This window comes from Acidicapsa borealis (assembly GCF_059115245.1).
The window spans coordinates 3,094,748-3,107,509 of record NZ_JCACNY010000001.1; the positions used below are offsets into that span (position 1 = coordinate 3,094,748).

The following is a 12,762-nucleotide window of genomic DNA, read 5'->3' on the forward strand; positions in this document are numbered from 1 at the left end:
AGTTTCAGGACTTGAATGTAAAGGGATTAAAGATATTCACTTTAAAAGGTTCAAAATCACGTGTGTTCCGCGTAACAACATTGAGTCCGTGGATGCGTGCGGTAGCGGCAATCATCGCATCTTCTGAAAGAATTTTGGTTTTCCCTTCCATGATTCTGGCCCACTCTCGAGCAATCGAGCCATCCATTGGTAGCACAGCCATGGTGAGGCTGATTTCATCTATCCATGCCTCAAGTCCTGCGGCTTTGATTGGATCCTGTCGACGAGTAATCTCTACGCCAGCCTGGAGTTCTCCAAGAACAATGGCTGGTATCGCAATATCGATCTGGTCTATGCCTTGAAACCATGCCAGCACGGCTCCGTGTGGCTTGGTTCTCCGCAACTCGGAAATCACGTTCGTATCGAGAAGGAAAATCATCGGTTACTCGAACTCAACCACCGGACGGCTCCGATATTCTCCACGCGGCGGGACGTCGATGTCATGCGGACCGTTTGGGTCGAGCAAGATTTCCTTCAGGGTTCTTCGCGCTTGCGTATCGTAATGTTTTGTATTTGAGCTGATGCGCTTCCACTCGTCAATGGACACGAGGACTGCTGTCTCCACCCCGTTCTGAGTGATGACCAGAGGACCATCTCTGAGAGTGGTCTCAACAAGGTCGCGTAGGTTGGTCTGCGCGTCATCGGCAGTAGAGATCATTCCTGAGACACTCCTTCCTACTAGTGATACCATTCGAAGGCTTGCGGGTCCAATCGCTGATATCAATAGCCGTTTTTCAGGTATGCGAGGGCAAATCAAAAGCCGGAGATGCGCGAGGCATCTCCGGCTCTTGTCCTTGCTTTCACCCGAAGGGCGGTCAGCCTGCACGGCAAATGCTACCAGCCGCGGGTTTGCATCAGGTGCTGCTCTTCGATTGCGGCAGCGGCCAAGCCCTTCATTTCGCCGGTAACGATTTCGCTGGCTTCGGCGATGATCTTCGGATCGTCGAAGTGGGCGGTGGCGAGTACGATTGCACGGGCGCGTGAGACAGCCTCAGCGCGTTCCGCAGGGTTGTTGTCTACGTCGAGCGGAGTCGCGCCGGACTTCATGAAGATGCCGGAGCCGACGAAGACTGTCTCGGCGCCGAGCTGCATCATCAGCGCAGCGTCTGCCGGGGTGGCAATGCCGCCTGCCGAGAAGTTCGGCACAGGCAGCTTGCCGGCCTTGGCGACCATGCGGATGAGTTCGTAGGGAGCGCCATGCTCTTTGGCGGCAGCAAAGAGTTCTTCTTCGCCGAGAACGGTGAGAGCGCGGATCTCCTTGCGAATCTGGCGCATATGCTGCACAGCGTGGACGACATCGCCAGTGCCCGGCTCGCCCTTGGTGCGGATGAGGGCTGCGCCTTCCGCAATTCTACGCAGAGCCTCGCCCAGGTTACGGGCGCCGCAGACGAAAGGAATCGTGAATTTGTGCTTGTCGATGTGGTGCACTTCGTCAGCCGGTGTCAGCACTTCGCTCTCGTCAATGAAATCGACACCGAGCGCTTCCAGCACCTGGGCTTCAGCGAAGTGGCCGATGCGGGCCTTGGCCATGACCGGGATCGACGCAACGGCCTTGATGGCTTTGATCAGGCGCGGATTGGCCATGCGGGCAACTCCACCCTCGGCACGGATCATTGCCGGCACACGTTCCAGAGCCATGACGGCGACAGCGCCGGCTTCTTCCGCGATGCGGGCCTGTTCGACGCTCATCACGTCCATGATCACGCCGCCCTTGAGCATTTCTGCCAGGCCGACCTTGAGCCGAAGGCTGGTGTTGATGTGAGTTCCGTTGCTGTTCGATTCCGCCATTGTCTTCCTCACTTCCTTAAAAATCCGGTAGCGCGGACTCGTATCCGCTGCTTTTCACTTGTCGTTTCAACACCTAAGTGTACCAGTGATGCGGGTGTGCTGCAGCCGGGGCGAGACCCGGATTTTGCGGTACGAAATTTGAGCCGAAATCCAGCGATTTGCCGGAGGTGTTACAAATTTATGAATTTGGCCGGACGGAGACCCGCAGGGGATTGCTGACCGTCCGCAAGTTGTAGGATTACGAAGGAAGTATCGAGGTGAGATGGGCAAGATGGATGAGGGTCGTTGGGTACTGCTGATCGCCAGCGAAGTTGGCGGAACGGATTCTGTTTCAGATCGGGCTATGGAGCGCCTGGTTCACGCGATCAGCAAAGAGGGGTACGAAGTTGTTCGGACTTCAACGCCGGAAGATGGGCTATCACTGGTCAAGTCTGACCCTTCACACTCGGCGATTCTGCTGGATTGGGACCTCGAAGGCGACAATCAGTTCGATGAACGCGCCGCGCTGACCATTATTCGCGCCGTGCGTCACCGCAGCAAGAAAGTGCCAATCTTCCTCATCGCCGACCGCACACTGGTGAGCGAACTTCCGTTGGAAGTCGTGCGGCAGGTACATGAATACATTCACCTTTTCGGTGACACCCCGGAATTCATCGCCAACCGCGTGGACTTCGCCGTGGAGCGCTACGAGGCGCAACTCCTGCCTCCGTACTTCAAGGCGCTCAAGAAGTACAACGACCAGGGCGCCTACAGCTGGGACGCGCCGGGGCACATGGGCGGCGTGGCCTACCTCAAGCATCCGGTTGGGATGGAGTTCCACAAGTTCTTTGGTGAGAACATCATGCGCTCGGATCTCGGCATCTCCACCTCGCCGCTGGGTTCGTGGCTGGACCACGTCGGACCTCCGGGCGAGTCCGAGCGGAACGCGGCGCGCATCTTCGGCGCAGACTGGACTTTCTACGTCCTCGGCGGCTCCTCGACCTCAAACCAGATCGTCGGTCACGGCGTCGTCGGGCAGGATGACATCGTCATCGTGGACGCCAACTGCCACAAGTCCATCTGCCACTCGCTCACCGTAACCGGAGCGCGCCCTGTTTACGTGACGCCCACGCGCAACGGCTACGGCATGATCGGCCTGGTTCCGCTCAAGCGATTCAGTCCTGCCGCGATCCAGGAACTGATCGACAAGAGCCCATTTTCAAAGGGAGCAGCATCGCAGACTCCCACCTACGCCGTCGTAACCAACTCGACGTACGATGGCCTCTGTTACGACGTAAACAAGGTCGTAACGGAGCTTGCCCCATCCGTATCGCGCGTGCACTTCGACGAAGCCTGGTATGCCTACGCGAAGTTTCATCCGCTGTATCGCGGTCGCTTTGCGATGGACGTCCCCGACGAGATGCCGGAACGCCCAGCGATCTTTTCTACCCAGTCCACGCACAAGATGCTGGCGGCGTTCTCAATGGCTTCGATGGTGCACATCAAGCTTAGCCCGCGTGCTCCGCTCGATTTCGACCAGTTCAACGAAGCCTTCATGATGCACGGAACGACGTCGCCGTTTTATCCGCTCATCGCCTCGATCGACGTCGCCGCGGCCATGATGGACGAGCCCGCCGGAACGACGCTGATGGAAGAGACGATCACCGACGCCATCAGCTTCCGCAAAGCCATGTCGTCGATCGCGCATCGGCTCCGCGTCTACGAAGAAGGCGATGGCTGGTTCTTCCGCCTCTTCCAGCCAGACCGCGTTGTCGATCCAAAGGACGACAAGAGCTACCTCATCGAAGACGCTCCCGACGAGCTACTCTCGACCAACTCCAGTTGCTGGACGCTGAAGCCAGGCGAAGACTGGCACGGCTACCAGGACGAAGACGTTGAAGACGACTACTGCATGCTGGACCCGACCAAGGTCACGATCCTCATGCCCGGCGTGAATGCGCAGGGAGTCGTTGCGGAATGGGGAATTCCCGCGGCCATCCTGACCGAATTCCTCGACGCACGACGCGTCGAAATCGCCCGCACCGGCGACTACACCGTGTTGGTTCTCTTCTCGGTCGGAACGTCCAAGGGCAAATGGGGCAGCCTGCTCGAAAATCTCTTCGAATTCAAGCGCCTCTACGACACCGAAGCGCCCCTTCACGAGGCCCTGCCAGATTTGGTCGAAAAATATCCTCAGCGCTACCGCAACGTCACTCTGAAGGAGCTTAGCGACGAGATGCATTCAGCGATGGTGGAGTTGCGGCTGTCGGCTCTTGAAGGGGAAGCCTGCGAAGTAGAAGAAGTGCAGGTACTTACGCCTGCGCAGACCTACCAGAAGCTCCTGCGCAACGGCACGGAAAAGGTGAAGTTCACCGAGATGGCCGGACGCGTCGCCGGCGTCATGCTCGTGCCGTATCCGCCGGGAATCCCTGTCTGCATGCCCGGAGAGCGACTAGGCGGTCCGGACAGTCCCGTCATCAACCTCATCCTTGCACTTGAAGAATTCGGCAAGCGCTTTCCGGGCTTTGAGCGTGAAGTTCACGGCATCGAAGTGGACGCAGCCGGCGACTACTGGATGCGCGGCGTCATCGAGACGGGCAAGCGGGCCAACGGCAAGAAGAATCCGCCCAGCTCCGCGCCACCAGTTAAGCCCAAGCGCCGTACTGGAACTAAGTCAGTGTCAGCTTTGAAGCCAGTCGATTCCAAACTGAACGAACAGCGCTAAACCAATCGTCGTAATATGCCGTGAATGCTCGTGTAGACTGCGAGCATTCACGGCATTTCTGTTTGGGGCGGCATGACCAGTAAAGGCAACAACTGTCTGAACGATCCAATGCTGCTGAGCGAATGGCTCGCGGTAGCCTGGTCGAGCGAGGTGGAAGCAGGGAAGACGCTTGCCCGGCGAATCCTCAGCCGGGATGTTGTGCTGTGGCGTTCCGCGAATGGCGATCTGCACTGCTGGCTCGATCTCTGTATCCACCGTGGCGCCAAGCTCTCCCTCGGCGTCATCCAGCCCTCAACCACTTCGGGAGATTGTCTCGTCTGCCCATATCACGGCTGGAAATACGCAGGCTCAGGGCAGTGCGTCGCCATTCCTGCACAGCCAGGCATGACCCCTCCGGCGAAGGCACGGGCGACCGCTTATCTGGTTCGAGAAGAGTACGGGGTGATCTGGGTCTGCCTTGGCGAACCCACCACCGGGCTTCCTGAGTTTCCCGTCGCCGCTGAGCCCGGCTTTCGCGTCCTTCACGCCGGCCCGTACCGTTTCCGGGCACTTGGCCCTCGACTGATTGAGAATCTGCTGGATGTGGCACACCTCGGCATCGTGCACGCCGGGCTGCTTGGAGAGCCGGAGCGCAGCGAGATCGAGGATTACGAAGTTGGCATGGGCGTACGAGGGCCGGAAGCGAAGGAAATTCGCATCTGGCAGCCGGATCCCGACGGCACCGGCGTAGGTGCAATGATTGCCTATCACTATTCAGTCCAAGGGCCATTGACAGCAGGCTTCGTGAAGCTCAGCGGCAAGCAGCGGCTGGGATTTCTGGCCCAGGTGGCCCCAATCGACGAAGAAACGAGCGAGATGCGCATGATCATGGCGATCAACTACGGCGAGGAGATTTCCAACGCAGACCTGATTGCGTTTCAGGATCGCGTCGTAGCCCAGGACCGCGTGATTGTGGAGTCGCAAAGACCGGAAATGCTGCCGCTCGATCTGCAGGCAGAGCTGCACCTACGCTCCGACCGCATGGCCATCGCCTATCGCAAATGGCTCCGGGAGATAGGCTTCAGCTACGGCGTCGCCTAGCGAGTTGCGGCGACGTGCTCTTGATGCGCAGGCGACCCATTCGCTCCCGGCGAGCCGCCCTCGAGCATCGGCAGGATCATAGCCAAAATTTGCGGCACAACCTCATCTACCGATGGCCGGTCGGGCGTGTTGAACCAAGCCTTGACAGCGCCGTTGATCGCCCAACTCGCTGCACTCGCGGTCATCGGGGAGAGTCGCAACCTGGGCGAGTCGTTCCGGGTCAGGACGCGACGAATAGCGGCGGTGATCGCAGCGTCGATCAGTGGCTCAAAGGCGCTCTGCTCCTTGCAATCGGAATGTCCGTCTCGCATGAGCACAATGTAGTCGCAAGCTGCACGAATGATCTCGCTCGCCTCTGAGGGGCAATTGCCTTCAAACCGTACATCGCGCTGATGGAGAAGAGCATGAAAGCCTCCGGCGACCAAAGCGTCCAGAAGCGCGAATTTATCCGCGTAGTGATCGTAAAAGGTGGCGCGATTCACCGTGGCCGCTTCAGTAATGTCCTGCACTGTGATTTCGTCGAAGTTTTTCGTCTGAAGCAGGGTCTTCAGCGCCCCTTGTAGAAGCTGGCGGGTGCGGCGGATACGAGGATCACGAACTTCGCAGTCAGAGATTGGCATAAGGAATTGGCGCCTGAATCAGAGTAGCAAATCACAAAATTTCCAAGAAAAGAGAATCCACTAAACGACGAGTGTCGCCTAAGATAGGCGACATACGTTGTTTAAGGAGACTCGCGATTATGGCAACCTTACTTCATTTGGACACCAGCCCACTGGCAACCTCAGTCACCCGCGAACTCGGACAGGAATTCGAGAAAACCTGGAAAGCCGCCCATCCGGACGGCACGGTAATTTATCGTGATCTGGCGTCCGAACCCTTGAAACCGGTCGACGCGGGATGGATTTATGCGGTTTACACCCCGCCCGAGGCCCGTACGCCCGAGCAGACAGCGGCGCTGGCAACTTCTGATGCGCTGCTCGAAGAGTTGGAGCAGGCAGATGAGTACGTCTTCGGCGTGGCCATGCATAACTTCTCGATTCCGTCGGTCTTCAAGCTGTGGATCGACCAGATCTCCCGCGTAGGACGCACCTTTTCCTACGGTCCGGACGGCCCGAAGGGCCTTTTGACTGGCAAAAAGCTGACCATCTTGATCGCCACCGGCGGCAACTACGAGCCCGGAAGTCCATACGGTGCCTATAACTTCGTTGAACCCTACCTGAAAGCCGTTTTTGGGTTCATCGGAGTGACCGATATTACCGTGGTCACAGCGGGCGGAACGTCAGCTCTCATGTCGCCGGCAACGGACAGGACAGCGTTCCTGGCCCCGACCCTAGAGACGGTGCGCACGGTCGCCGCCGCATCTCCGGTTAAGGGCTGGCGACGACCGGCTTGCTTCACAACTTCAAGTTGGACTGCACAGATGATGCAGAATCTGTGAAGGATAGCGAAGGTGCTCTGGCGGGCGCGGGATAGAATTGGCGCAATGAACCGTCGTGAGCTCTTTCGCTATCTTGGCGTGTCGGGTGTTGCGCTCTATTCAGGCGTGTATGCTCGCCCGGAGTTGCAGACTTCTTCCTTTGGCTTGGCACAGACGGCCAACGCAACAGACAAGCGCAAGGGCATATTTCTCAATCAGCTCGGTTACCTTCCGGACGGGTTGAAGCAGGCAAGCATCTGCGGCAAACCGGGCAAGCAGCGGGCTGGCGACGGTTTCCGCGTGCGCGCGGCCGGCACCCATGCAGTCATTCTCAAAGGGAAACTGGAAGCAGCATCGGTGGATGCTGCTTCTGGCGACTCGATTCAGATTGCGGACTTCTCCCCCTTGCAGACACCCGGCACCTACGCGCTCGAGACGGGCGGCCAGGTAAGCGAGCCATTTGTCATCCAGCCAAATGTCTATGCGGACGCATTGAAACTGACCATGCGCAGTTACTATGGGCAACGCTGCGGCTGTGTCGTGGACCTGGGCGGCGGCTATGCGCATCCCGCATGTCACGGAGCAGGGGCGTACCACGCTTCTTCCGGACGAACCGGGCCGGCAGCGAGCCACGGCGGCTGGCACGATGCGGGAGACTACGGTCGCTATATAGTCAACTCCGGGATCACGACCGGCACGTTGCTTTGGGCATGGGAAATGTATCCGCAGCCATTGAGCGGTCTTTCTCTCGCCATTCCAGAGAGCGGCGGCAAATTGCCGGATTACCTCGCCGAAGTGCGCTGGAATCTGGAGTGGATGCTTACCCTGCAGGACGCCGACGGCGGCGTGTGGCACAAGCAGACCAGCGAAAAGTTCTGCGCTTTCATCCTGCCCCAGGATGACTCGCTCGTGAGCTACATCATCGGGACCGGCAGCGAGCCTTACAAGAGCACCGGTGCCACAGCGGACCTGGCAGCTGTGATGGCAATTGCCGCGCGCTGTTACGCGCCTTACGACGCCGCGTTCGCGAAGCGTTGTCTGGAAGCGGCGAAACGGGCGTGGAGCTGGGCGATTGCTTATCCGAACGTCGTTTTCAGAAATCCGCCCGGTGTAGCGACCGGAGAGTACGGAGATCGAGAGGTTGGTGACGAGATCCTCTGGGCCTCAGCTGAACTCTGGCGCACCACCGGCGAAGCACAGTACGAGAAGGCGCTGCTCGACAGCGTTCCCAAAGGCTCTCTCGAAGAAGGTGTTCCTGGATGGGGAGACGTGGCTTCGATGGCTTTCTGGACCTACGCCCTGGCCGACCGTGAAGGAAATGCGGCGGTCAAGGCTCGCATCCGTGAAGCCACGCTCACCGCAGCCTCGGCACTTGTTGTTCGCAGCCATTCCAATGGCTACGGCAATACACTGGGCCTGCACGACTATGTCTGGGGTTCGAACGGCGAGGCGGCGAACCAGTCTCTGCTGTTGCTCGTGGCGGACAGGATGCACCCAGACCGCGTCCTGCGCGATGCGGCCCTGGGAAACCTGCACTATCTGGTCGGACGCAATTGCTTCGGCGTTTCCTGGGTGACAGGGCTGGGACAGCGGCCGTTTCAACACCCGCATCACCGCCCGAGCGCCGCGGATCGAATCGCAGCCCCATGGCCCGGTCTTTTGTCGGGTGGTCCCAATGCCAAAGGCGGCGACGAGATCGCGGCAACCCTCCCGAAGCAGCCGCCGATGCGTATGTGGCTGGATGATCAGCGCGCCTACTCGCTCAACGAAATCGCCATCAACTGGAACGCTCCGCTGGTCTTTCTTCTGGCAGCAGCGAACAGCTTAAACTAATCTTTTATATTGCTTAACTTACAAGCATGAGGCGGGCTTGGGGCCCAGCTCGCAGAAACTGAATGGCAGTCGACATGGATCTAGAATTTCCGAAGTTCTTGGCCGCTGAGTTCAGTTTGAAATCTCGGCCGGGATGGCTTATTCCCATAACGAAAAACCCATATCCATACAGGGAAACGCCGTTCAAAGCTCAGCGCAACGGAGAGATCAACGCGCCAGTCATAACTTATGGTCGAGAGAGTTATGGGGCCTCATGACTCTTTCGTGTCATAGAAGCAACTGACTGAGGGATTTCCCGAAAATCGGACCTGGCGGATAACCATAGTAACGATCTCGCTGATGCCGAACGTTGTAGTGGCTAAACAGGCGATAGCCGCTTGCTGAAATTCAGGGCGCGCGAGCATAGGACGCGAACCGGATGCAGAGGTGCCAATGACATTCCCTCCGGCAAATCGAAGGAAGACGTGTTACATCCTGATTGTGTTGGTCAGCTGCGGGATGTTCCAGGTTGGTGCCGCAGCACAGACTGCCGGTGCGTTCGCCAATGGTCTGAGCGCCGTAGCAGCGGGGCGCGGCGGTACGATGACCGCCGAGCACAGCGATCCACTCGACGCGCTGGAAGGTAATCCAGCGGGGCTCGCGGGATTGCATGAGCGAGTACTCAACGTCAGCGGTGCGGGGCTGCTGGCCACCGGCTCCTACCAGAACTCCGCCGACAACCACGGCCATCTTACAGGCAATGCCGGCGCCGTGGCTTATGGCGCCTTTGCCCTGCCGCTCAGCAAAAGTGGCTGGGTGGCTGCGCTCGGTGTCACGCCCGATGCGCTCATGCGCGTTCACTGGCGCTATGTCGATCCTGCGGGTACGGCTGGCGTCAGTTACGGTTTGCAGACGAATAGCTCCGAGACAGCCGTGATGCGAACCCCCGTGGCTCTGGCGAAGCGTTTCGGGCCGAAATGGGCGCTGGGTGCTTCCCTCGGGTTGGACTACAACACCAACACCCTGCAGGCTCCGTACATTTTTCAGCAGCAGCCGCAGCTGGCCGGTCTCAAAGTCTTGATCGACCTGCACACGCGGGGTTTTGGCTGGAGCGGCAGTGCCGGCGCGCAATGGCAGCCGACAGAGCGCCTGCGTATCGGTGCGGCATGGAAGAGCGCGACCTATGTGCAGAGCCACGGCGGCCTTTCCGGAACAGCTTCGGCACTTTTCTCCGCGCTTGGCGTCAGTGCCGACCCGACCTTCCGGTACAAGGCAGAGGTAGACAATCAGTTCCCGCATACCGCAACCGTGGGTGCGGCGTGGCAGGCGAGTCGCATTCGGCTCGGCCTGGAAGGGGATTGGGTCGATTGGAGTAACGCCTTCAAACAGTTGCCAATCAAGCTTACCGGCGGTACGAATGCCGTCATTAACAGCGTTGCGGGCAGCAGCGACATCACAGACTTCTACCCGTTTCACTGGCGCAATCAGGGAGTGGTCCGCATGGGCGCAGAGATGCCTCTGAAACGCGGCTGGGTAGTCCGCGGAGGCTACGCCTTCATGTCCAACCCCGTTCCCAACAAAACACTCATGCAGCTGACTTCGGCCATCCTGCAGAACACGCTTTCTGCGGGAGCCGGATGGAGTCGCGAACGCTGGCATTGGAACGCCGCCTACCAGGTGCAACTGCCCGCTTCCCAACAGTCAGGCAAGAGTGAACTGCTGGCCGGCGAGTATGACAACAATCGCGTTGCCGGCATGGTGCAAAGCCTGACGATCTCTGCCAACATCAAGTTCTAGTGACAGGTCTGGACCTCGACGACAAATCTAGCTCGCGTTGCAAATAGCAAGGATCTGGTCGCCGTACTTGTCTACCTTGGCCGGGCCCATGCCGGGAACTTCCTGCAACTGATTGGGAGTCGCCGGACGCACATGTGCAATGGCCCGCAGCGTCTTGTCGTGCAGCACGACGAACGGCGGCATGCCGACCTTCTTCGCGATCGTGGTACGCCAGCCTTTGAGCTCGTGCTCCAACTGCTGCGCGTCGGGGCTGAGCTCTTCGGGGACTGCTGCTTGCGGCGCAGCAGCCTTCTTGGCTGCAGTTTTCTTGATCCCGAAGAGAGTTCCGCCCTGCTGCGACTTGCCGGTGCGGTCTGTGCCCGGCAATTGAATTTCGAAATCAGCCGAGGGTTCGAGCTCTTCGCCACGCGGAGTCAGAATGGCTTTGCGGAAGAGGATGGTTTCGCCGTCCTTGATCCACTCCGCGTCCTCGACAGTAATGAGATCAGCCTTCGCCAACGCAGCAAGGTAGGTATCCAGCTCCTTGCGATTGAGATTGCCGGGAACCTCCTTCAGCAGCTTGCCGATGGACTTGCCCGGCGACAGCCGCAGGCAGTCGAGGATGGCGTGCATCGTGGCCATCTCGGCGCGGTCCGCAGGGCGGTAGTTCTGCGCGGAGCTGCCCGAAGGACTGCAGAAATCGCAGACACCACAGCGCACCTTCCCATCCTGCACATCTCCGAAATGCAGCACCAGGGCTGCCATGCGGCACTGGTTGCCATCGACGTAGCGCTGCACCAGGTCGAGTTGGTTGCGGCGGTAATCCGACTGGCGCGTGTAAGGCGCGGACCAGTGGTTATCGCCGCGGCTGGCGTTGTTGTTGTAGTCAACCGCCGCGCCGCCGTGAATGAAGAGCTTCTCGATCGCCTTGGCAAAGATCTCTTCATCCAGATCGCCGTTCTTCGGATTCGCCAGCAGAGCGTCGCGAATCTCATCGAGCGGCGTGGGGTCGTCTGTAAGCGCGCGGTAGACCTTCTGCACCGAATCCATGGGAGGGTAGTCGCGCTTGAGGAAGAAATCATGCGTCCGAATGTCAGCGTAGGAGTGCATCAGGATGGCACGGCTCGGCTTGCCATCCCGTCCAGCGCGTCCAATTTCCTGGTAGTAGCCCTCAAGCGTCGAAGGCAGCGCAGCGTGAATGACCGTACGCACATCAGCCTTGTCGATGCCCATACCAAAAGCGATGGTCGCGACGACGCAATCCAGCTTCCCAGATTGAAAATTCTGCTGCACGTTCTCGCGGATCTCCGCCGGCAGTCCGGCATGATACGCCGCAGCAGGGAAGCTGTGGTTCAGCAGCGCGGCCAGCTCTTCGCTTTTCTTGCGGGCAGGCGCATACACGATGGCGGGCCTCCGTGCCGGATCCTTGAGCAGTTCGGCAATCAGTTCGCCGCGCATCGGCAGCGGCACCTCGGCCACTTCGATAGCGAGATTGGTCCTGCGAAAGCCGTGGATAAACTTTTTGGCTGTAGTCAGTCCCAGTTGCGTGAGAATATCCCGCTGAACCGACGGTGTGGCGGTCGCCGTAAGCGCCACCACCGGCGCCGGACGCAGTGCCGGAATATACTGCCCAACCATTCGATAGTCGGGGCGAAAGTCATGACCCCACTGCGAGATGCAATGGGCTTCGTCAATGGCAATCAGGGCAGGTTTGCGCTTCGCCAGCATCTCCGGGAAGCCCGGCACACGCAGGCGTTCCGGCGCAATGAACAGGAATTGCAGCGTGCCATTCAGGTAGTCCACACAGGCCTGACGACTGACGGCACGATCCAGTCCGGAATGAATCCGTGCGACCGAAAATCCCAGGCTCGCGAGCTTGGCGCACTGGTCCTCGATCAGCGCGATGAGCGGGCTCACGACAAGGGCCGTTCCACCGCGAGCAATCGCCGGAAGCTGATAGCAAAGGGACTTGCCTGCGCCCGTGGGCATAACGAGGAGTACATCATCCCCCTCCACCGCAGCACGGCAGACCGCTTCCTGATTGGCTCGGAAGGCGGAGAAACCAAAGGCGCTGTGGAGGATTTCTGCCAGTGAAGAGGATTCGATTACGGCGCGGTGGCTGGCAGTTTCGGAAGGCACAGTCCCA

10 protein-coding genes are annotated in these 12,762 nt (G+C 59.2%); 5 read left to right on the top strand and 5 right to left on the bottom strand.

From position 1 onward, the window contains the following. Nucleotides 1-4 precede the first annotated feature (4 nt). The 3 genes from AC5S27_RS12740 to pdxS all read right to left on the bottom strand — a co-directional run bounded on the left by AC5S27_RS12740 (nucleotide 5) and on the right by pdxS (nucleotide 1,827). Entirely contained in the window at nucleotides 5-418 is a 414-nt protein-coding gene (locus tag AC5S27_RS12740; protein WP_493934933.1) for a type II toxin-antitoxin system VapC family toxin, read from the bottom strand. Nucleotides 419-421: 3 nt separating this feature from the next. After that, nucleotides 422-697 carry a type II toxin-antitoxin system prevent-host-death family antitoxin gene (locus AC5S27_RS12745; RefSeq protein ID WP_493934934.1) on the bottom strand — a complete coding sequence of 92 codons (276 nt, stop codon included), beginning with the start codon at nucleotides 695-697 and terminating at the stop codon, nucleotides 422-424. 176 nt (nucleotides 698-873) lie between these two features. Then, nucleotides 874-1,827, bottom strand: a complete 954-nt coding sequence (gene pdxS / locus AC5S27_RS12750) for a pyridoxal 5'-phosphate synthase lyase subunit PdxS (RefSeq protein ID WP_493934935.1) — start codon at nucleotides 1,825-1,827, stop codon at nucleotides 874-876. Nucleotides 1,828-2,098: 271 nt separating this feature from the next. Between pdxS and AC5S27_RS12755 the strand changes: the two genes are divergently transcribed. Beyond that, a complete protein-coding gene (locus AC5S27_RS12755) occupies nucleotides 2,099-4,531 on the top strand; it encodes an Orn/Lys/Arg family decarboxylase (protein ID WP_493934936.1) in 2,433 nt (810 codons plus the stop codon). A 72-nt stretch (nucleotides 4,532-4,603) separates the two neighbouring features. Continuing rightward, nucleotides 4,604-5,611, top strand: a complete 1,008-nt coding sequence (locus AC5S27_RS12760; RefSeq protein WP_493934937.1) for a Rieske 2Fe-2S domain-containing protein — start codon at nucleotides 4,604-4,606, stop codon at nucleotides 5,609-5,611. Here AC5S27_RS12760 and AC5S27_RS12765 read toward each other — a convergent pair. Beyond that, on the bottom strand, nucleotides 5,608-6,231 hold the full coding sequence (locus tag AC5S27_RS12765; RefSeq protein ID WP_493934938.1) for a TetR/AcrR family transcriptional regulator: 624 nt from the start codon (nucleotides 6,229-6,231) through the stop codon (nucleotides 5,608-5,610). The two genes, AC5S27_RS12760 and AC5S27_RS12765, sit on opposite strands and share 4 nt — an antisense overlap. A gap of 119 nt (nucleotides 6,232-6,350) precedes the next feature. On the opposite strand from AC5S27_RS12765, the gene AC5S27_RS12770 reads away from it, so the two are divergent. The 3 genes from AC5S27_RS12770 to AC5S27_RS12780 all read left to right on the top strand — a co-directional run bounded on the left by AC5S27_RS12770 (nucleotide 6,351) and on the right by AC5S27_RS12780 (nucleotide 10,637). After that, nucleotides 6,351-7,049 carry an FMN-dependent NADH-azoreductase gene (locus AC5S27_RS12770; protein WP_493934939.1) on the top strand — a complete coding sequence of 233 codons (699 nt, stop codon included), beginning with the start codon at nucleotides 6,351-6,353 and terminating at the stop codon, nucleotides 7,047-7,049. A 45-nt stretch (nucleotides 7,050-7,094) separates the two neighbouring features. Next, nucleotides 7,095-8,861, top strand: a complete 1,767-nt coding sequence (locus AC5S27_RS12775) for a glycoside hydrolase family 9 protein (protein ID WP_493934940.1) — start codon at nucleotides 7,095-7,097, stop codon at nucleotides 8,859-8,861. Nucleotides 8,862-9,293: 432 nt separating this feature from the next. Continuing rightward, nucleotides 9,294-10,637, top strand: coding sequence for an OmpP1/FadL family transporter (locus AC5S27_RS12780; RefSeq protein ID WP_493934941.1), 1,344 nt, complete (start codon nucleotides 9,294-9,296; stop codon nucleotides 10,635-10,637). A 27-nt stretch (nucleotides 10,638-10,664) separates the two neighbouring features. On the opposite strand, the gene AC5S27_RS12785 is transcribed toward AC5S27_RS12780, so the two are convergent. Further along, nucleotides 10,665-12,755: a RecQ family ATP-dependent DNA helicase gene (locus AC5S27_RS12785; RefSeq protein WP_493934942.1), complete on the bottom strand. Its 2,091-nt coding sequence runs from the start codon at nucleotides 12,753-12,755 to the stop codon at nucleotides 10,665-10,667. Nucleotides 12,756-12,762: the final 7 nt, after the last annotated feature.